The sequence below is a fragment of the Commensalibacter sp. W6292M3 genome, assembly GCF_016101315.1.
GTDB lineage: Bacteria > Pseudomonadota > Alphaproteobacteria > Acetobacterales > Acetobacteraceae > Commensalibacter > Commensalibacter melissae.
Map to the genome: position 1 here is coordinate 422,615 of NZ_JACFQT010000001.1, position 22,114 is coordinate 444,728.

Here is a 22,114-nt window from a genome sequence, read left to right on the forward strand (position 1 = left end):
TTTGTAATATTATTGAAAGTCAAATGGATGACTGATGGATTAGAAAAAAAGAACGTGGATAAAATTCTGTCATCTACCTTGGCTGTGACAGTACCTGGTAATAATGAGGAAATATTAGATCGTACGGATATGTATTTTGTTCGTACACAGAAAATAATCGAGCAATATGGGGATACAGAAGTTGTCTATGCCGTTTTTTTACGACGTCCTGTAATTTCTGCACCTCGAATTGCTCTTGAATGGCTAGAGCATATTATCGCCAGGGAAAAAATTAATGCCAGTTATAAACTGGCATTTCCAGAAGGGGAATGGGTTGGAGCAGGGTTGCCGATATTATACTTAAAGGGATCCTTTAAACAGCTTGTCACACTGGAAACCATATTATTGCAAAAACTAGGCGCCTGTTGTGTTGCCGCCTGCAATGCGTTTCAGATGATCCAACTTTTGCCAGATACAAGCTTCATCGCGATGGATGCGCGACATTGTGCCGGTTATGAAATGCAGGAGTTGGTGGAGTATGCTGCATGGGTTGGTAGCAAGGCAGCGCAAAAAAAGAACGGAGCGAAAGGATTTATCGGGACTGCGAGTACGATAACCTCAAAATTTTATGGATTACATCAAGGACTTGGAACAATGCCGCATGCCTTGATCGGTTATGCCGGTTCAACCCTTAAAGCTGCTGAAATGTTTCATGAGCAGTTTCCAGATCAGGAACTTGGTGTATTGGTTGATTACTTTGGTCAAGAAATTACGGATGGATTGGCGGTTTGCAAGGCTTTTCCAGAATTGGCGGCCCAGGGTAAAATTTTGCTGCGCTTGGATACTCATGGTGGACGATACATTGAAGGACTGAATAGACAGTCATCATATGAACTGTTAATGCGATATGCTCCTGAAACAATTCAACGCTATTGTTCCGAAAAAGAATTGACATATCTGGCAGGAACAGGTGTCTCTGCGGCTGCAATATGGTATATGCGTAAAAAACTTGATGAGGCTGGATTTGATAGGGTTAAGATCATTGCCTCTTCAGGGTTTGATATCGAGAAATGTCGTATCATTTCTGAAGCAAGAGCCCCGGTTGATATTGTCGGGACCGGTTCATTCATTCCTGTTTTATGGAATGAAACATATGCAACTGCCGATATTATTGCATATAATGGCAAACCTTTGGTTAAAAAAGGTCGGGAATTTTTGATTAATCTTGCCCGACAGTATATGCCTAACTTGGGAATATGATAATTTATAATATATGATTGGGGTAAATAATTTGCAAAATCAAGAAGATCAGAACAAAGAAGACAAGAGAGAATATAATGTACAGATCTTTGATCTTTCGAGTGAGCAAAAAAATAAGGTCACTGAAGTGGTTGCCGGTTTTTACAGTTTGGAACATGCCAATGCATTCGCCAAAACTTATGTTCGGGACAGTGTTGAAAGATGCCGTATTCCAGGAGCTTCACGACAGGAAATCTTTGATGCTTGGTCAGCTTTTGGAGAAGATGCGAAAGTTGTTGATTCACAAGAAAAAGAGAATTGGGATTCTTCGGATTCCATTATGATGTTTATTGAAAATGTTGCTACGCCAATGGAAAGGGACTGGCGTGCGCTTGATCCACGTCGTTTGGTGGAAGAGGATGATTTTCCTGAAGACGACAAATAATATAAGTTTTCTTTGTTAATTAAAATACAAGTACAGATTATGAAATTACGTTTTGCCCCAAGTCCTACTGGTTTGATGCATGTAGGAAATGCCCGTCTAGCAGTTGCTAATGCACTTTATGCCCGTCATCATGGTGGAACCTTTATGTTGCGTATTGATGATACGGATGTTGAACGTTCCAAGGAGGAATATGTTCGGGAAATATATCAGGCATTAAAATGGTTTGGGATTAGCTGGGATGAATTCATGCGTCAATCTGAACGTATGGATCGTTATCAATTAGCAATAGAAAAATTAAAACAGTCCGGGCGTCTGTATCCATGCTTTGAAACCAAAGAGGAGCTTGATTTTAAGAGAGAGTTGCGTCGTCGGCAAAATAAGCCTCCTATTTATGATCGGGCAATGCTTAAGCTTACGTCTGAACAACGAAAAGAGGCAGAGGCAAACGGAAAAAAACCTCATTGGCGCTTCATGCTTTCTGGGCGTGAAATGAAATGGAAAGACTTGGTTATGGGTGACTGTCACGTCAAATTATCCTCCATTTCCGATCCAGTCATGATCAAGGCAGATGGTACCGTTTTATATACTTTGGCATCAGTTGTCGATGATCTTGAAAGTGGCATTACGCATATTATCCGGGGTGAGGATCATGTGACAAATACAGGTGTTCAACTGGATTTGATTGAAGCATTGTCTGATCATCCAAACACCATCCAGTTTGCCCATCTACCGTTACTGCTTGACGAGGATGGGGGTAAGCTTTCAAAACGATTGGGAAGTATCTCCTTGCGCCGATTGCGCGAGGACGGATTGGAGGCAAAAGCAGTGGTTTCCTATCTGGCAAGATTGGGGACATCAAGAGATCCACAATTGTTGTCTGTTGACGAATTGGCAAAGGATTATGATTTATCCTCATATTCGCGTTCACCAGCAAGGTTCGATATTCAACAAATGTTGGCATTGAATAAAAAGTGTTTGCATACAATGGAATTTTCAGAAGTCAGAGATCGATTGCCTGAAGCTGTTACAGAAGAATTCTGGAATATTGTCCGACCCAATATCGATATACTGTCTGAAACGCGATATTGGTGGGATTTGGTTCATGAGGATATTATTCCTGAAGTTGCGGATGAAGATAAATCATATCTTCATCTGGCCTTGGAATGTTTGCCAACTGAACCTTGGGGGCAAGAGACCTGGAGCCAATGGACCAATATTTTGAAAGAGGTTAGTGGTCGAAAGGGAAAATCTCTTTTTCATCCATTGCGTCTGGCATTAACACGAGAGGATAAAGGGCCGGAGATGAGAGGGCTTTTACCGTTGATTGGGCGAGAAAGAGTGGTCAGACGGTTAACGGAGGCATGTACTCTTGCCTAGATAAATTAAATTATGAAGATAAATAATTTTATCTGCATATAGCTTTTTTAAAAGGTTGAAAAATTTCTTGGCCTTGTTAAAAAGGCTTTTTTTATTTCATTAAAGTTTTACCTTGTTATGCGTCATTCTTTGAAAACAGAACTTTTAAGTCCAGCTGGTACGTTAAAGGCCATGCGATATGCTTTCGCATACGGTGCAGATGCGGTCTATGCAGGACAGCCACGTTACAGTCTGCGAGTTCGCAATAATGAATTCAATCACCAAAATCTTAAAATCGGTATTGATGAGGCACATGCTCAAGGAAAATCTTTCTATGTGGTGGTTAATATTGCACCTCATAATGCAAAGTTAAAGACATTTATCAAAGATTTGGAGCCTGTTGTCACCATGGGACCTGATGCTTTGATCATGTCTGACCCTGGACTAATTATGATGGTGAGGCAACATTTTCCTCAAATGGCCATACATTTATCCGTCCAGGCCAATGCTGTTAATTGGGCCACGGTTAAATTTTGGAAAGAGATGGGATTAACACGGGTTATCTTGTCACGTGAGCTTTCCCTCAAGGAAATTGAAGAAATTCATCAACATGTTCCAGATATCGAATTGGAGGTATTTGTGCATGGGGCCCTTTGCATGGCTTATTCAGGTCGGTGTCTATTGTCGGGATATATTAATCACCGTGATGCCAATCAGGGAACATGTACAAACTCTTGTCGCTGGAAATATGATGTTGAAGAGGCAACTGAAAATGAATTGGGAGAAATTGTCAATAAAAACCAATCTGAAACATGTTGTCAATCTGATGATGTTCCACCAACCTTGGGTGAAGGGGAGACAACGGATAAAGTTTTCATTCTGCGCGAAGAAAAACGCCCTGATGAGGAGATGACAGCCTTTGAGGATGAACATGGCACTTATATCATGAACTCAAAGGATCTGAGAGCAATCCAGCATGTTGAAAAGTTGGTTAATATTGGTGTTTATTCCCTTAAAATTGAAGGGAGAACAAAATCTCATTATTATTGTGCCCGTACTGCTCAAATATATCGCAAGGCAATTGACGATGCCTTGGCAGGTCGGCCATTTGATATGAACTTGATGACAAGTTTGGAATCCCTGGCTCATCGTGGATATACTGAAGGTTTTTTACGTCGACATAAACATAATGAATATCAAAATTATGAAACAGGTTCATCAATTTCGGTGAAACAGCAATTTGCTGGTGAATTCACTGGTAATTTCAGGGATGATCTTGCCGAAATCGCGGTTAAAAACCGTTTTGAAATTGGTGATCAACTAGAAATAATGACTCCTGGCGGAAATGTTAGCTTTACTTTAGAAAAAATGGAAAACACGAAAGGGGAAGCCATTAAAATCGCACCAGGAAATAGTCATATTGTCTATATTCCTGTCCAGAAAAATCTTTCTCTCGAATATGCGTTGCTTATGCGATATCTGAAAACTGAATCATAATTGAGGATATTAGGTTTATTAATCATTGGGGGAATTTATTAAACTATGGAAAAGATTTTTCCTAAAGGGTGAACTGTTAAAATATTATAATATCTCGTAATTTACCTTACCTTGATCTTTGTTTGTTAATATTGCATTTAATGATCAGATGAAGGAATTCTAATTTATCAATTGATTTATCGCACTGGATAAATCATTTTCTGTTAAAGGTTGATCACTTAAATTTATGCAACCATAACGTTGCTTTTTAACTGCGGTAAGAAGATAGAAACAATTACGCAGATGATTTTGATTATCCAGTTTTCTATTTAACTCCAATAGAGCTGTATCTTTTTTTGCAAAGACCATATTTGCTAAAGCTGCACCATGAGGGGCGATAATCAGATCAGCCTGACGAAAAAGATTCACTTGTGCAGCAAAATCCATGTTTTCAAGAAACACTTTTTCAATTGATTTTTCATTCAAAACTTTATCAATAATACGCTGTTCATCAAAACTAATTCGAGGATTTGGATGATGCTCCCTTGAAATGTAAAAACGTTTGGGTAATGAAGCACTGACAGGGGGCTGGATTGTATCGAATAAGGTATAAATTTCATCAAATGTTAGATATAATTCCGGCATCAGGGGATTATGCCAGAAAAAATGCAGATTTTTTACAGGGTAAATACCATAATTCATAAAAGTGGCACGATTAATCAATCCACTATATTCAAGGCTTTGAACATAAGTTGTTGGTGAGAAAGCACATTGCCGATTGTCGAATAGGCTATGTTCAGATGGTAAGGCAAGAATTGTATCAGGTGACAATATGGAATTGGCTAATTGTGTTTTGGAGATTCCATACAATAACCAATGATAATAATTAAAGCAAGCAGCGTCAAAACCCACAAAAACATTATCTAAACTGGACTTTTGTTCAATGTCTGGAAATAAAAAGCCAGAATGATTTTCACTGGATGGCAATTGTTGTTTCATTAAAAAACAAGAAGGTTCATCAACGATATATCCTTCGGATGTTACGATTACTCCGTCCAGTCCCGGGAAAACGATAAAATATGCGTTTTTAAGGGTAAATAGAGTCAAATACGTAAGAGGTAAAGTTATTTGATCATTATTTTTAGGATTTGATCTTACGTTATAATAAGACAACCCTCGCATGAAATCCCTTTTACCTTTTATAGTATTAAAATTTTTGGGAAGAGATAAAATGGCAGGGGATGAAATACAAATTTTTTTTTGCTTTGATATTTTTTCAAATGAACGGAAATCTTGTTTTAAAATTAAATTATTTGAAATCATTATATGAAACTTTAATTTTTTTGAAATAAATGAAAATATAAAAAAGAGAAAGGAAATATTTGTCAATATGTTATAATATTATTGATTTGTGGCAAATTAAATATGAAATTATTTCAATAATTGAAGAATAAATTTATGTTAATTTAATTATCTTAAAATGATGTTTCTTCAGATTTTTTGAATTACAAATTATAATTTATTGAAAATTGTTTTGTTTTATTACTGTGATGCTATTCTGGAAATCATCCTGCTTTGATAAGGTTTTGAATATTATTTTTTTCAAATAACATGAGTAAAACTTGTATTGACGTTTTTTCATCAATGGAGGCCTGAGCCTTTTTGTTATACCAGTATTCAGCAGCTTTCCAGGCTGTATTAATCCAATGATCCAACATGATTTCATTGACCATTTTAAAATTGGGTAAACCGGATTGTCTACGACCTGTTACCTCTCCGCCGCCCCGTATCCTGAAATCCTCATCAGCTATCAGGAAGCCATTCTCTGTGTCTCGTATGAGGGATAATCTTTTTTTCGCTATATAACTAATTTTATCATCATGTAAAAGAAGACAGTATGACTGTTTTTCTCCTCTTCCAACACGCCCACGTAATTGATGCAATTGTGCAAGACCAAAACGTTCTGCATGTTCAATAACCATGATGTTAGCATTGGGAATATTGACGCCAACCTCGATGACTGTGGTAGCAACTAGTATTTTGGTTTTATTGTGTGCAAATTTATCAATTTCAGCTTGTCTTTCGCCGGTATCTTGTTGGCCATGCGCTAGGCCTACATTCTCGATACCAAAATAATGCTGTAGGCTCATGTAACGATCTTTGACTGCAGCCAGATCCATAACCTCGCTTTCTTCAACTAGAGGACAGACCCAGAATATTTGACAACCTTTTTGAATGGCTCTTTTGATACCCTCCAAGATTTTATCAATTTTGCTTAATGCATGTAGCGTGGTATGTATAGGTTTACGATTTGCAGGTTTTTCTGTAAGACGACTGACCTGCAATTCTCCCCATCTTGTCAGTAAAAGGGTTCTTGGAATAGGGGTTGCTGTCATTACAAGTGTATCTGTATTTTCCCCCTTTTCCCCCAGTCTAATGCGTTGTTCAACACCGAAACGATGTTGTTCGTCAATAATGACAAGCGCCAGGTTATGAAAAACAACTTGTTCCTGAAACAAGGCATGTGTACCGATAGCAATTTTTGTTTTTCCGGTTTTAATTTTATCGAGGGTTTCCTTGCGAGCTATTCCTTTTATGGAACTGCTTAAAAATGAAATTTCAACAGGAGCAAGTTTCATAAAGGTTTCATAATGTTGTCTGGCAAGAATTTCAGTGGGTGCCATAATAACACTTTGGAATCCCGCTTCAACAGCCTGTAAGGCGGCCATTATAGCAATAATGGTTTTACCGGAACCGACATCTCCCTGTAATAATCTTAGCATGCGATAAGGGCGTTCCATATCTGTCTGAATTTCTTTGAATGCCTGTCTTTGGGAAAATGTCAGTGAATATCCGAATTTTTGTAAAGCGTGGCAAATAAGATGATTATCACCAATCAGGGATTTACCTGTGGTTAACTGATTTGTATGTTTTATTTTTGTAATGGCTAATTGTTCCGCGAATAACTCATCAAATGCCAAACGGGAACGTGCCCGACTTTCAACAGCTTCATAGGTTTGATTTTCAAAAAAAGTGGGGAAATCTCCTGGAAAATGTAGCAAATGAAGCGCTTCTTTAAAACTTGGCCAATGGTGTTGATGTAAAAGGGAAGGATTGATCCATTCGGGCAATTCGGGACATAGGTTTAATGCCAGGCGTAAAGCTTTTGAAAGATTTTTTGGGAAAAGGCCTGCTGTTAAGGGCCATACAGGTTCAATTAATGGAATGGCCTGTTGGTTATATATAGGTTCAATATAATGTGGATTGGTTATAATCAGTTTGTTATTTTTATTTTCTAAAAGACCTGAAACAACAAATATTGTATTAAGGGTCAGTTTTTTTGCTTGCCACGATGAAAAAAATATCATTTCAGCTTTAGCACTGCCATCGTTAACAAATATACGCCAGGGTTGTTTATGATGACGGGGTTTTTCAATATGGGTAATTTCTATTTGAAGTGTAACTATTTTTCCAGGGATTGCATTTTGCAATTTGGGGCGATATCGTCGGTCAATTATAGAAGTGGGCAAATGAAAGAGTAAATCAATAATTCGCTCACCACCAATTGCATGGATCATTAACTTGCTCAATTTCGGACCTATACCTTTAAGACTGGATAAGGGGGACAATATAGGTTTTATGGAAAGATAAAGGGAAGTCGGAATAGAGGGGGGACTCATGATTATTTTGGTTATGAGAGTGTAGAATTGTTTAAATTTAGATATCAGTATAGGATATGTTAAATGGTAGAGCAAAAAGAAAATATAAGTTCACTTGAGGCACGAAAACGCAGACTGATTTATCGTGCAACTCATAGAGGGACTTTCGAGGCTGACTTAATCATCGGTCAGTTTGCGATGATGAATGTACCAGCAATGACAATTATTGAAATTGAGGATTTTGAAAAAATAATGGAATTGGCTGATACAGATCTGATGTTATGGTTGACAGGTTTCGAGCCTTACCCAAAAAAAATTGAGAGTCCTGTTTTTCTTTCGCTATATCATTTTGCTCAACAAAATAAACCGAATAAACATTAAGGAGAAATCGCATGGGGGGAGCCTCAAAAAAGCAATTTAAAAATTTTTTGCCGATATGGGGAGCTCCCGAGGGATATGATGCCTTTTTATTAAGTAAAATTGCTCAGGAATGTTATCAAAAAGATAACCATGTTCTGGTTCATGTCGCACGGAATGATATAGATATGAACCGGTTGGCTGATTTACTCTATTATATCGCACCTCAATTAAATGTTTTGAATTTTCCTGCCTGGGATTGTTTGCCTTATGACCGTGTATCCCCGAACAAGGCAATAACCTCGGAACAGGTAGCAACATTGACGCAATTACTTGAACCCTTGACCGGGCCAAGGATCATATTGACGACAATACCCGCACTGTTACAAAAAATAGCACCTAGATCAGTCTTTGCAGGACGTGCTTTGACCCTTAAACAAGGTGAAAGTCTGGATCAGGAATTTTTAGTCGAACTTCTTGTTGCGCAGGGATACAATCGTACGGATACAGTTATGGAACCGGGTGAATTTGCCTTGAGGGGTAGTTTATTTGATATTTTCTTGGCTGGGGAAGAAGAGCCTGTCCGCTTGGATTTATTCGGAGATGAGATAGATTCAATTCGCTGTTTTGATCCGATTACGCAACGCTCAACTCGGAAAGTTACAGAACTTGTTTTAAGACCTACCGCAGTTTATTCTCTGGATGAGGAAAGCATATCAAGGTTTCGTACGAAATGGCGAGAACTGTTTGGTCAGGGATCAATGAGTGATCCAATTTATGAAGCCGTTTCGGAAGGCCGAATGGTTCAAGGACTTGAACATTGGTTACCTCTTTTTCATGATAAGATGGAAACGTTTTTTGATTATGTTTCTGATGTTAAACTGTCTTTTTCATATCAGGCCGAGGAGGCATTGCAACCAAGACTGGAAATGATTGCTGATCATTATGAAGCCCGCAAACAGCCAGTAAGAAATGACGAAGTTGTATATCGTCCCTTACCACCTGATTTGCTATATCTTACTCAATCTGAATGGCATCATATAATCACGCGATATAAAGGGGTGTATTTTTATCCTTTTGCAATGCCTGACGGATCCAGTGGAATGGATGCAGGGGGAAGGCCAGGTATAGTTTTTGCTAAAAGTAATCTGACAGTCGAAGCCGATAATGTTTTTGATATGTTCAAGTCAAGATTCAGGGAATGGTATTCATCTGGACGGAAAACATTGGTTGCCGGATGGACAAACGGATCAAGAGAGCGCATCGCTACATTATTGAAAGAACACAAAATCGCCGTTCAGAAACTGGAAGGGTGGCAAGAAGTTAAAAATTTCAGGGAAGCTTCTGTTGGATTATTGACTTTTGGTTTGGATCGCGGATTTGTTGCCGATGATTTCATTCTTGTTTCTGAAGCCGACTTGTTAGGGGAAAGAATTTCACGTCCACATAGAAAACGGAAAAAAGCCGAGCAGTTCATTTCAGAAGCTTCTGAGATTAGCGAGGGAGATCTTATTGTACATCAGGAATATGGAATTGGTCGTTATCAAGGACTGGTTAATCTGGAAATCGGTGCTGCGCCACACGATTGTCTGGCACTTGTTTATCATGGTGATGAAAAATTATTCTTACCTATCGAAAATATTGAGTTATTGAGCCGTTATGGATCTGATCAAACGGGTGTGGCTCTGGATAAACTGGGAAGTCCTGCATGGCAAAAACGTAAAGCCACAATGAAGGCTCGCATTCGGGACATGGCTGGTGAGTTATTGAAAACAGCCGCGGCCCGCTTGATGCAGGAAGCGACGATCGAGACCCCTCCTGAAGGATTGTGGGAGGAGTTCTGTGCACGGTTTCCCTTTATTGAAACGGATGATCAGGCAAGGGCTGTTGCTGATATTATTCAGGATCTTGCTTCCGGACGTCCCATGGATCGTTTGATTTGTGGTGATGTTGGTTTTGGTAAGACAGAAGTGGCATTACGTGCCACTTTTATTGTGGCCATGAATGGAGGCCAGGTGGCGGTTGTGGTACCGACAACCCTATTGGCACGTCAACATTATCAAACCTTTGTGAAACGTTTTGAGGGATTTCCGGTAAAAATTGCCCAACTTTCCAGAATGGTGACATCAAAAAATGCGGCACAGATCAAAAAGGAATTGGCAGATGGCAATGTCAATATAGTGATTGGTACACATGCTTTACTAGCCAAGACGATCAAGTTTGCAAATTTGGGTATGCTTATTATAGATGAAGAACAGCATTTTGGTGTTGCGCACAAAGAGAAATTGAAAACCTTGCGTGAAGATATTCATGTATTGACATTATCTGCCACCCCATTACCAAGGACGTTGCAATTATCATTGACTGGAATGCGAGAAATAAGTCTAATCGCAACGCCTCCAATTGATCGTTTGGCTGTTAGAACTTTTATCATGCCCTTTGATCGTATCGTTATTCGAGAGGCTATTCAAAGGGAGCGATTCAGAGGGGGGCAAATATTCTGTGTTGCACCGCGTGTTCAGGATCTGCAAAACCTGCAAGATCAACTTTTGGATATAGTTCCCGATTTACGGTTGGTACAAGCTCATGGGCGGTTATCCCCTACAGAACTTGAACGGGTGATGACTGAATTCAATGAAGGTAAATATGATGTATTGCTTTCGACCAATATTGTTGAAAGTGGACTGGACATGCCAACTGTCAATACACTGATAATCTATAAGGCTGATCATTTTGGATTAGGTCAGTTATATCAATTGAGAGGTCGTGTGGGACGGGGAAAACAGCGTGGATATGCGTATTTGACATGGCCACAGCATCATTTTCTTTCCAAGAATTCTGAAAAGCGACTGGAAATAATGCAGTCACTGGATAATCTTGGGGCAGGATTCACTTTGGCATCTCACGATCTGGATTTGAGAGGGGCGGGTAATCTGCTGGGAGAAGAACAGTCTGGTCATATTCGGGAAGTTGGCGTTGAGCTATACCAGAAGATGCTTGAAGAAACAGTAGCAAGCCTCCGTGCAGAAAAAAATAATCAGTTATTGGAAAATCAGGATTGGACACCCAATATCACTTTGGGATTACCTGTTCTGATCCCGGAAACCTATGTGACGGATCTATCAGTAAGATTGGGTTTATATCGACGAATAGGCAATCTGGAAAATCATGATGATATTGAAGCCATGCAAGTTGAATTGATAGATCGTTTTGGGACCTTGCCTGAAGAAGTAAGCAATCTGCTTCATGTAATGAAACTGAAAAAACTTTGTAAAAAAGTTGGTGTTAATCGCATTGAGGCTGGACCGAAAGGGGTTGTTGTTCAGTTTTTTAACAATCAATTCAAAAATCCTGAAGGATTAGTACAATGGATAGCCGGTATTAAAGATCAGTCTGTGAGATTGCGTCCTGATGGTAAATTGATATATTTGCGAGAAACCCCGTTTGCAAAACGGATTCAGCGTTGTCAATTCTTATTAAGCAAGCTTGTTGAAATTCACCGATAATAAAACGTCATTTCCTAAATTAAGTAGACTGAATTTAGTTAGAAATGACATTTTGAAGCATTCATGAATTTATTTATTAATAAGACATAATTTATTAAAATCATTGAATATTTTTTAATCCAATGATAATGTTACGTAATTTAAATGTTTTTTTAAGAAATAAATAAAGTTAAGTAGAGAAATTAGATTATGTTGCAAAAAAATGTCAATGATCTTTTGGTTTTTTTAACAATTGCTAAAGAAAGAAGTTTTACAAAGGCAGCATCAAAATTAGGTGTATCCCAATCCGCATTAAGTCATACCATGCGAAATCTTGAAAAAAATCTGGATGTGCAATTATTATCCCGTACTACACGAAGTGTAGAGCCAACCAAGCTTGGTGAGATTTTATTGAAAAATATTGCGCCGAGATTAGAGGAAATTGTTGAAGAGCTTGGCAAGATTATTGATTTGAAAAAAAGGCCTTTTGGAAATATCAATCTTTTAACAGATGAACATGCTGCAAACTTTGTTGTATGGCCTCATTTGCGAAATTTTTTGCGACATTATCCTGATATAAAATTTAATGTAGAGGTTTCCTCCAATCTTCAAAAAGAAATTCATGGAAAATATGATGCAAAAATAAGCCTTGGCGAAGTTGTAGACAAAGATTTCTTATCAATAAAAATTAGCGCACCTGTCCAAATAGCGGTTGTTGCGTCACCATTATATTTACAAGATAAAAAAATTCCAAAAACGCCGCATGATTTGCTCAAACATCAATCTATAAACTACTTTCTTTCTTTTATGCAAAATCAGTATGATTGGGAATTTGTTGTAAAGGGTAATACACAAATAATCCATATGGAAGGTCAATTTTCTTGTAATACCCTAACCCAGGTCATACAGGCCACACTGGATGGTTTTGGTTTTGCCTATATTCCCTTGAAAGAGGTTTATCACGCCATTCAGCAAAAACATCTTGTACATGTTTTATCTGAATACTGTCCCTCTTTTTCAGGATATTATCTGAGATACCCCAATCGAAACAATTTTACACAGGCATTTTCTTTGCTATTGCAAAGTTTTGAACATTAAATTTCGCTATTTATATTATTACCTTGCAAATTATAATTGCACTTTTATTTTTTTCAAATTAAATTGATGTAAAAAATATACATATTAATTAATTCAAGAGAAACAAGATGTCAGATTTAATTTTGGCGCGGGCTTTACATGTATTGGCAATTGTAATTTGGATAGGTGGAGTATGTATGGTGACAACGGTTCTTCTACCAACCATTCGTAAAAATTTTTCATCCAGCGAACGATTGTCTATATTTCATCGTATTGAAAGCCGTTTTGCTACACAGGCTCGTTTTACAACTTTGATAGCCGGATTATCCGGGTTTTATATGGTATGGCGAATGCAAATATGGAATCGATTTGAGCATATAGAATTTTGGTGGATGCATGCCATGTTTTTGGTGTGGTTAATCTTTACAACCATGTTATTTGTAATTGAACCCTTTATACTCAATAAAAAATTAGGGAATAGTGGCCAGCAACAACCCGATAAGGTATATGTTAAGGTTCAGAGATTACACTGGTTTTTATTAACCATCAGTTTCATTGCAATCATTGGTGCAGTCATGGGAAGCCATGGTTTCGCTTTTTTTTGAGAAATAAATAAAATAATGAAGATGCATAATATTCGATTGGGTCGGGTGATTTCAATTTTTATATCGAATTGGTGGGATGCTATACTTCATTATTTTTATTTCAGTGGCAGGACAAGCAGATCAGGTTTTTGGTGTTTTGCAGTTTTAAATAGTCTAATTCTATATTTTTTATTTTGTATAGATGAATATTTTCATTTGATTTACAGAGTGACTTTTCATTATTATTATTGTGATATCCATCTATTTTTTTTAATATATTTTTTATTAACGATCTTTCCATCATTTGTACTGTTCATACGTCGCCTGCATGATCTTAATTTGTCAGGTTGGTGGGTTTTGTTGATGATTATTCCCTTACCCTATCTATACCTCAATTTTTTAATTCAGATTATTTTTCTTGTTATGGCAAGTTTTCCCGGTTCAGAAAATAATCGGTATGGTATCAAGCCCATTAATCAGGTTACTGTTTAATTCATATTTTTTGTTTAAATTACCATACGGGAATGGGAACATTATTAACCTTGAACAGATTTCCCTGCCAGTTTATATCCCATTCAAGATTATTGTTTCCGACAGAACGTCCAGCAAATTTAGCCAAAATCAATGCTGTCTTTAGATTATTTATACGGGTAGAACCACTATTTGCAATCAATTTTTCCATATTGCTTACAGTGATTTTACCTTTTGCCGATTGAAAGTTGAGCTCTCGGTCAAGTAAAGCGTTTCCATACGCAGTAATATGGGTTAAATTGTTCTGCATCATTAAGTTATTGATTTTTAATGGTAATGACAGGTCATAAAATTTATCCTCATTATTGCCACTCGCAGCGGCTAAAATTAGGGGATAATATTTTGAAGGGGTATTCAGATTCAAAATGCCTTCTCTTGGAAGGAAAATGTTTGATTTTTGAGAGGGATTTATTTCATTCAGACCTGAAAAAAACAGTTTCAAATTTACATTGTCAGCGATATTTTGAACTTGCAACCGTATTTCATCAGCTTTGTAGGCATTATTTAAATTTTTTATTAAAATGTTTCGCCATATAATGGTAAGTTGTTCGTTTTGTTTAAGTTGTTTTAATATAGGTGTAATAGAATCAGTATAGTAATTTTTGTTACAGGAATTGATTTGATATTTCAGAAATACGGTCAACAATCCGGTCGATGTGATATTGGTAACTCTTTGCAACTGATCTTTGGACAAGGTTTTACCGCTCTGGTTTACCATTAACTGTTTGCTATTCAGGAAAACATTGGAATTATCCGGAATTTTGACAGTATAATTAGTAACTTGTAATGAATTGATATGATGATCAACAGTGTCTGATGATATATTTGAACAGTATGAATGCCAAGTTACAGAAGCGAAAGCTACTGCATTATTAAATAGTGAATAAATAAGCATCAGCACGAAAAAAGGCAAAGACTTTAAAAATATACTCATAACCATAGAAACATTTTTTATTTTCAAAAAAGAATTAAACTATATCGATATTAAGAAAGATATTAAAGGGTTATTTACAAAAGATTGAAAATTATAATAGTTGGATAATGATTTGGATCAAAACTAAAAGATTAAGGATTTTCAATGCCGAAATATCTGGACCCGTTTTTAATTTTACTATTAATGACCGTTGCAATAGCAAGCTTTTTTCCATGTCACGGTTCGGGTGTTCTTTTTTTTAACAATCTGGCTGTAATAGCCATTGCTCTTATGTTTTTTTTGCAAGGTGCAAGGTTATCTCGTCAAGCAGTGATTGAGGGTATTTTTCACTGGAGATTACATTTACTAATTTTTGCATGTACGTTTGTCATTTTTCCTATACTGGGATTAGGCTTGCATTATTTATTCCCAAAAATGTTATTGCCTGACTTATGGATGGGCATTCTTTTTTTATGCTGTTTACCATCTACAGTACAATCGTCAATTGCATTTACATCAATCGCAAAAGGAAATGTGCCAGCTGCAATATGTTCAGCTACTGCCTCAAATATTCTGGGAATTTTCATAACTCCTTTTTTGGTTGGATCAATATTTTCAAATCATCATCAGGCTATTTTTTCAAGAGATAATCTTAACATAGTTTACCAATTGTTATTACCCTTTATCATGGGACAGATCCTGCAGCCGTGGATAAGGGAATGGGCATTAAAAAATTCCCGTCTTTTATCCTGTTCTGATCGTGGGTCAATCCTGATCGTTGTTTATACAGCTTTTAGTCAGGCAGTGAATATGGGTTTATGGTACAAATTATCCTTGTATCAGCTTATGAAACTGATTTTAATTGACGTGGTTTTACTAGATTCAATTTTAATAATTTCTTTTTTGCTATCGAAACTTTTTAAATTTTGTTGGCAGGACCAAATCAGCATTGTATTTTGTGGATCAAAAAAATCTCTAGCTTCCGGGGTTCCAATTGCAAACGTGTTATTGCCTCCCTCAATGGTGGGAATGATAATATTGCCTTTAATGATTTTTCATCAAATTCAGCTATTTGTAATTGCGATCATTGCCCAATATTGTAATAAAATATCCGATAAAAAGAAGGTTTATAAGACATAATCAAGAAATACCTGATATGTTTGTCACTCTATCAAAGATTTTTGGCGATTTAATGTTTTATTTTATTATTAATCTAAACAAATTAATCTTATAATGATATTTCATTTTTAAAATCAGTTTTATTAATAAAAGTAAAAAAAATGCTTGCCAAATCCACGTTAAATCATATATGAAGTTTTCATAAGTCGGAGAGGTGGCCGAGTGGTTTAAGGCAGCGGTCTTGAAAACCGCCGTGCGTGAATAGCGTACCGTGGGTTCGAATCCCACCTTCTCCGCCATTCAATAAATTTTTATCCTGTATAGTTGTATATCTTTAGAATAATTATTCAATTGAATTATATTTAAAATTAAAATCTTTCAATGCGATTTGCATTGGAATAAATGGTATATTTTTTTTAATGAATTTTTTTCCGGACAAATAAAAATCAAATTTTTTATAAAATTCAACCGCGGTTATTCTTGCATTCAGCGTTACAAATTCAATTTTCTTTTGTTTCAGATCATTAAGAACAGTTGTGAAAAGTTTTGTCCCAATACCTTTTCTTTGAAAAGAGGGGGAAGTTGCAAATTTACGAATTTGATAATTGTTTTGCAATTTTGGATAAATGGAAAAACAGCTGACAACCTGGTTATCAAGAATATATCCAACATGTTTTGAATATTGATCTTCTGGGTCAATACATTCCTCCACTGTTAATGAGGGCCATAAGACTTTCTGTCTGAGAGGAAGACAATCTTCAAGAGAAATTGGTTTAATGTTTTTCATGATCAAATTTTCTTAAAAATTCAAATTGGATGATTCATAGGAAATATAAAGTTGTTACTGAGTAAGAGGCAAGTATTAATTTAGTGTGAACAAGTATTTTCGAATTATAAATAACTAATTTTACTATTGATTATCTTCGTTTTCAGAATTATTTTGGATCTAAACATTCAATTTGAATCGATAGGGTTCATATGATTTTTTTTATAATTATTCTTTTATGTACAGGTTTCATTGCATTATTTTATATAATCAATAAATCCAATAATAAAAAAAATCATCGGATACAAACTGAAACTTCACCTGCAATACGAAACAATCCTGTTGATATAGGTTTAATGTATTTTAACGGGGATGGTGTTTCACAAAATTACAAACAAGCCTTGGAATATTTTGAAAAAGCTGCTGCATCGGGATATGCGCAAGGTATTTTGTATAAGGCTATAATTTATTACGAGGGCTTGGGTGTTAAAGCTGACGTTGAAAAAGCTTTTGAATTGTTTGAAAACGCGGCCCAAAAAGGTAATACAAAGGCAATGATGATACTGGGGCAGATTTATATGGATGCCCAAATTGTCGAGCAAAATTATCAAAAGGCCAATGAATATTTTTTAATGGCCGCTCGTCAGGGTGAGGGTGAGGCTTTATTCAATCTAGGTTTAATCTATCTTGATGGTAAGGGTGTTGATAAGGATTATAGTAAAGCAAGAGTTTATTTCGAACAGGCCGCCCAAAAAGGTAATATGGAGGCAAAAACTAATCTGGCGTTCATCTATATGAATGGTCAAGGTGTTTCGAGGGATCTTGAAAAAGCACGTGAATATTTTGAACTGTCTGCTAATCAGGGAGATCGTAAAGCGGAATATAATCTAGCTTTGATGTATTGGAATGGTGAAGGTGGAGAAAAAAATACTAATAAAGCCAGAGGATATTTTGAGAAAGCCGCCTATCAGGATGATGTTGAGGCACAATATTTTGTAGCCAATCTGTACTTTACTGGAAATACGGTCGAATTAGATTATAAGAGGGCTTTCAGCTTTTATAACAAGGCCGCGATGCAGGGTTACGTCAAGGCGCAATTCATGCTTGGACAAATGTATGAGGAGGGTAAGGGTGTCCTCCAGAATATTGACAAAGCCGTGTATTGGTATGAACAGGCAGCTGATCAAAATGATATGAATGCTCAATATAATTTGGGATATCTTTATTTAACTGGAAAGACATCAAGAATAAATCTTCAAAAGGCCTATGATTATTTTAAAAAAGCTGCGGAACAAGGTTATGTTTTGGCTCAATTTAATTTGGGGGTCATGTATTATAAGGGAGATGGTGTTATCCAGGATAATCATAAGGCTGCGGCATGGTTTCAAAAAGCTGCCGATCAAAATCATAAAAAATCACAGTTAATCCTTGGAAAAATGTATCTAGAGGGAAGAGGAATACCTCACGATCATCAAAAAGGGATGGAGCTAATTCGATTAAGCGAAACATGATATCTGTAACTGGTATATTTCATTATCAGGTTTCAAGATGAGATAAAGCGGGATACCAGTCTGTAATAAATTGATTTGTTAAGTTTATTTTATCGATTAAATTCTTTATAATTCAGCCTTAATTCATTTTCTTTTTTGTTATTGTTGGGTTTATGTCCAGATCTAAGATTGCCTTTATCGGTAAAAGTGCAGCAGTAATTTGCATAATTTTTGTGTTTTTGTGCATCTGTTTCTATAAAACGATTCGTCAGGGATTTATTGAGGCACAATTTAATCGTGCAAATCTTTATATGCAGGGTGAGGGTACGTCTCAGAACTATAAAAAAGCACGTGAATATTTTGAGCAATCAGCTGAGGCGGGAAATGTCGAGGCTCAATATATGCTGGGTGTGATGTATGAATATGGCGAAAACACCGAGCAGAATTATCAAAAAGCTATTCAGTTATATCGCAAGGCAGCCCGTCACGGATATGTAAAGGCCCAATATGTACTTGGCAATATGTACAAGAATGGCAAAGGGGTAAAAAAAGATCTTTCACGTGCAATTCGCTGGTATCAAACCGCTGCAGACAAGGGGGAGACAAATGCGCAGTATCAATTGGGTATCATTTATCTTGAGGGAAATGATAGAAATGTAACTAAAGGTATAGAACTGATCAAAAAATCTGCCGATCAGGGAAATATTCATGCCTTGTATTTTCTTGGAAATCTTTATCTGGAAGGGAAATATATTACAAAAAGTCCGAAATTGGCACAACGATGTTTTGAGCAGGCCGCCTATAAAGGTTATGCTGACGCCCAATATAAACTTGGCAATATGTATGAAAACGGGACTGGGGTTGATAAAGAATATTCCAAGGCTCTTTATTGGTATGAAAAAGCCTCGAAAAAGAATGTGACAGCTCAATACAATCTCGCAATGATGTATATGGTGGGTAAAGGGGTTAATCCAAATTCGCAATTGGCATTATCTTTATTGCAGCAGGCTGCTGAAAAAGGATATTCGGAAGCACAATATAAATTGGCGATTTTGTATGAAGAGGGAAAAATTGTTTCCCAGGATTATTCCAAGGCACTGAACTGGTTCAACAAGGCGGTCAATTCCGGAAATAATGACGCAATTTATGCCCTGGGGGAATTATATCTGGAAGGAAGAGGGGTTAACAAGGATTTTCAGAAAGCCTTTGACCTTTTTAAAAAAGCGGCACAGGCAGGAGATAGTAAGGCACAATTTCAATTGGCCACTATGTATGAAAAAGGCAGCGGAATTCCGAAAGACCCGTCAGCAGCTGTTGATTGGTATAAAAAATCTGCAATACAGGGGAACGCTCAGGCGCAATTCTATCTGGGTAAATTATATGAACAGGGATTTTTCATAGAAAAAAATTATGATCAGGCCAAATTCTGGTTTGAAAAGGCTGAAGCGCAAAATAATATCCATGCGATCTATACTCTAGGTTTGATGTATGAAACAGGTCAAGGGGTGAAAAGGGATATCAATAAGGCCATTCAATACTATCAAAAGGGTGCAAATCAGGGAGATGCACAAACCCAGTTTGTTTTGGCAGAATTATACAAAAATAATGATCAGATTGACAAGAACTACTCCAAGGCCATTTATTGGTTTAGGGAGGCGGCTGAACAGGGAAAAGTAAAGGCTTATTATAATCTGGGTCAACTTTATGAAAATGGACTGGGGGTTCAAAAAGATGACAGTCAGGCTTTCCAATATTATATGCAAGGCACTGCGGCAGGAGATCTAGATTCCCAATTCATTCTTGCCAAGATGTATTATAAGGGGGTTGGTACAAAAAAAGACGTATCTGAGGCAATTAAACTATTTGATATCTTGGCTAGTAATGGAAATTCCGAAGCGGCCCGTCTTTTGGGACAGATATATCTGACTGGACAGGATGTTAAGAAGGATATTGGCAAGGCAGAATATTATTTGCAAAATTCTGTTAAGGAAGGGAATGCCCAGGCCATGTATAATCTTGGAATGGCTTTTCTGTCTGGTAAGGATTTTCCAAAGAATAAGGGGAAGGCTAAAAAACTTTTGAATGAAAGTTGCAATAAGGGATTTTCAAATTCCTGCGTCACGCTTGGAACAGTCAAATAAGTGATATTATTTTTGTATTATATTTCATTATAAAGGATGGTTATGTATATCGGGATTGACCTTGGAACATCAGGTATTAAAGGTATTTTATTGAATGATAACCATCAGATTGTCGCCAGCCATACTGAAAAACTGAAAGTTTATCGTCCCCATCCTCTTTGGTCAGAACAAAATCCAATTGATTGGTGGGAGGCGACAGACAAGGTTTTTTTGTCACTATCGAGTCAATATTCCTTGAAAGATGTAAAGGCGATAGGGTTGACGGGTCAAATGCATGGGGCAGTTTTGCTGGATAAAAATGGTAAAATATTGCGATCTGCTATTTTATGGAATGATGGGCGTAGCTATCGGGAGTGTAATGAAATTGAGGAGAATGTACAAAATTCAAGAGAGATAACAGGCAATATACTGATGCCTGGTTTTACCGCACCCAAGATAGCTTGGGTGCGCAAACATGAGCCGGAAGTATATCAACAAATTGATAAAGTCCTATTACCCAAGGATTATCTTCGCTGGTTGATAACGGGAATTTATGCATCTGATATGTCTGATGCATCTGGAACTATGTGGCTTGATGTCAAAAATCGTCAATGGAATGATGATTTATTAAAGGCATGTGGGTTGACGCGAAAAAATATGCCTCAATTGTTTGAAGGCAATCAGGCAACCGGAACGGTTAAACCTGAATTAGCGCAACGATGGGGAATGACTTCAAAAGTTTCGGTTATTGCCGGTGGTGGTGATAATGCCGTTGGAGCAATTGGGGTTGGTATCTGGCGAAAAGGTCAGGCTATGCTTTCTTTGGGAACATCCGGGGTATATTTTGTCGCGAGTGATGGGTTTTTGAATAATTGTAAACAGGCTGTTCACAGTTTCTGTCATGCATTGCCGAACACCTGGCATCTAATGTCTGTTATGCTGAGTGCTGCTTCCTGTTTGGATTGGGCTGCTCGGATTATGGGAATTCAGACAGTGCCTAAATTGTTGGAAATGTCAGGACAGGCCTCTTTAATTCCATCATCCGTTATTTTTCTTCCCTATCTTTCGGGTGAGCGAACGCCTCATAATAATCCCCAGGCAAATGGAATGTTGTTTGGCTTAACCCATCAACATGATTGGAAGGATATAGCCAAGGCAGTAATAGAGGGGGTAAGTTTTGGATTGGCGGAGGGTATGGAAGTTTTACATGCCACGGGTTTAAGGCCAGACCATATCAGTTTGATTGGCGGAGGGGCAAGAAGCTCTTTTTGGCGTCAATTGCTGGCTGATATTACAGGAGAAACGTTGCAATATCGTGAAGGCGGAGATGTGGGGCCAGCATTAGGTGCCGCAAGATTGGCAATGTTGAGTTGTCATCCAAATGTAGCATTTGGAGATTTATTGCCAGAACCTTCCATACAGGCAACCTATGTTCCCAATCCATCTGTCAGTGCGCAATATCAAGAAAAATATCAAAAATTCAAAAAATTATATCAGGCAGTTAAAGGTTTGTATTAA

17 protein-coding genes and 1 tRNA gene are annotated in these 22,114 nt (G+C 37.2%); 14 read left to right on the forward strand and 4 right to left on the reverse strand.

The features are described 5' to 3' along the window. Nucleotides 1-27: 27 nt before the first annotated feature. The 4 genes from H3T57_RS01915 to yegQ all read left to right on the forward strand — a co-directional run bounded on the left by H3T57_RS01915 (nt 28) and on the right by yegQ (nt 4,516). A complete protein-coding gene (locus H3T57_RS01915) occupies nt 28-1,239 on the forward strand; it encodes a nicotinate phosphoribosyltransferase (RefSeq protein WP_370552859.1) in 1,212 nt (403 codons plus the stop codon). Between the two features lie 31 nt (nt 1,240-1,270). Beyond that, nucleotides 1,271-1,663, forward strand: coding sequence for a hypothetical protein (locus tag H3T57_RS01920; protein WP_122124282.1), 393 nt, complete (start codon nt 1,271-1,273; stop codon nt 1,661-1,663). Between the two features lie 39 nt (nt 1,664-1,702). Next, complete coding sequence (gene gltX, locus H3T57_RS01925) at nt 1,703-3,040, forward strand: glutamate--tRNA ligase (RefSeq protein ID WP_198192892.1); 1,338 nt, start codon at nt 1,703-1,705, stop codon at nt 3,038-3,040. Nucleotides 3,041-3,157: 117 nt separating this feature from the next. Further along, nucleotides 3,158-4,516, forward strand: coding sequence for a tRNA 5-hydroxyuridine modification protein YegQ (gene yegQ, locus H3T57_RS01930; protein ID WP_198192894.1), 1,359 nt, complete (start codon nt 3,158-3,160; stop codon nt 4,514-4,516). 159 nt (nt 4,517-4,675) lie between these two features. Here yegQ and H3T57_RS01935 read toward each other — a convergent pair whose 3' ends face one another. Together H3T57_RS01935 and recG are read right to left on the reverse strand one after the other, a co-directional pair. Continuing rightward, complete coding sequence (locus tag H3T57_RS01935) at nt 4,676-5,677, reverse strand: DUF563 domain-containing protein (protein WP_198192896.1); 1,002 nt, start codon at nt 5,675-5,677, stop codon at nt 4,676-4,678. Between the two features lie 383 nt (nt 5,678-6,060). After that, nucleotides 6,061-8,175, reverse strand: coding sequence for an ATP-dependent DNA helicase RecG (gene recG / locus H3T57_RS01940; RefSeq protein WP_198192899.1), 2,115 nt, complete (start codon nt 8,173-8,175; stop codon nt 6,061-6,063). 63 nt (nt 8,176-8,238) lie between these two features. Here recG and H3T57_RS01945 point away from each other — a divergent pair, with 63 nt between their 5' ends. The 5 genes from H3T57_RS01945 (at nt 8,239) to H3T57_RS01965 (ending at nt 14,149) form a co-directional block, all read left to right on the forward strand. Continuing rightward, the gene (locus tag H3T57_RS01945; protein ID WP_110438242.1) at nt 8,239-8,535 is read left to right on the forward strand and encodes a succinate dehydrogenase assembly factor 2; all 297 of its coding nucleotides are present in this window, start codon (nt 8,239-8,241) and stop codon (nt 8,533-8,535) included. Nucleotides 8,536-8,546: 11 nt separating this feature from the next. Then, entirely contained in the window at nt 8,547-12,017 is a 3,471-nt protein-coding gene (mfd, locus tag H3T57_RS01950) for a transcription-repair coupling factor (RefSeq protein WP_198192901.1), read from the forward strand. 189 nt (nt 12,018-12,206) lie between these two features. Next, complete coding sequence (locus H3T57_RS01955) at nt 12,207-13,094, forward strand: LysR family transcriptional regulator (protein ID WP_122123776.1); 888 nt, start codon at nt 12,207-12,209, stop codon at nt 13,092-13,094. Nucleotides 13,095-13,201: 107 nt separating this feature from the next. Further along, a complete protein-coding gene (locus H3T57_RS01960; RefSeq protein ID WP_155565651.1) occupies nt 13,202-13,678 on the forward strand; it encodes a hypothetical protein in 477 nt (158 codons plus the stop codon). Nucleotides 13,679-13,693: 15 nt separating this feature from the next. Further along, entirely contained in the window at nt 13,694-14,149 is a 456-nt protein-coding gene (locus H3T57_RS01965; protein WP_155567073.1) for a DUF805 domain-containing protein, read from the forward strand. Between the two features lie 19 nt (nt 14,150-14,168). Here the strand turns inward: H3T57_RS01965 and H3T57_RS01970 are convergent, their stop codons facing one another. Beyond that, on the reverse strand, nt 14,169-15,122 hold the full coding sequence (locus H3T57_RS01970; protein ID WP_198192904.1) for a hypothetical protein: 954 nt from the start codon (nt 15,120-15,122) through the stop codon (nt 14,169-14,171). A 144-nt stretch (nt 15,123-15,266) separates the two neighbouring features. On the opposite strand from H3T57_RS01970, the gene H3T57_RS01975 reads away from it, so the two are divergent. Then, the gene (locus tag H3T57_RS01975; protein ID WP_198192906.1) at nt 15,267-16,241 is read left to right on the forward strand and encodes a bile acid:sodium symporter family protein; all 975 of its coding nucleotides are present in this window, start codon (nt 15,267-15,269) and stop codon (nt 16,239-16,241) included. Between the two features lie 187 nt (nt 16,242-16,428). After that, nucleotides 16,429-16,519 (forward strand) — tRNA-Ser (locus tag H3T57_RS01980). A gap of 44 nt (nt 16,520-16,563) precedes the next feature. Here H3T57_RS01980 and H3T57_RS01985 read toward each other — a convergent pair. After that, nucleotides 16,564-17,007, reverse strand: coding sequence for a GNAT family N-acetyltransferase (locus tag H3T57_RS01985; RefSeq protein ID WP_155565647.1), 444 nt, complete (start codon nt 17,005-17,007; stop codon nt 16,564-16,566). Nucleotides 17,008-17,198: 191 nt separating this feature from the next. On the opposite strand from H3T57_RS01985, the gene H3T57_RS01990 reads away from it, so the two are divergent. The 3 genes from H3T57_RS01990 to xylB all read left to right on the forward strand — a co-directional run bounded on the left by H3T57_RS01990 (nt 17,199) and on the right by xylB (nt 22,114). Next, the gene (locus H3T57_RS01990; protein ID WP_155566981.1) at nt 17,199-18,497 is read left to right on the forward strand and encodes an SEL1-like repeat protein; all 1,299 of its coding nucleotides are present in this window, start codon (nt 17,199-17,201) and stop codon (nt 18,495-18,497) included. 152 nt (nt 18,498-18,649) lie between these two features. Continuing rightward, complete coding sequence (locus H3T57_RS01995; protein ID WP_198192909.1) at nt 18,650-20,617, forward strand: tetratricopeptide repeat protein; 1,968 nt, start codon at nt 18,650-18,652, stop codon at nt 20,615-20,617. Nucleotides 20,618-20,659: 42 nt separating this feature from the next. Further along, nucleotides 20,660-22,114 (forward strand): xylulokinase, encoded by a 1,455-nt coding sequence (gene xylB, locus H3T57_RS02000; protein WP_198192911.1) that lies wholly within the window; start codon nt 20,660-20,662, stop codon nt 22,112-22,114.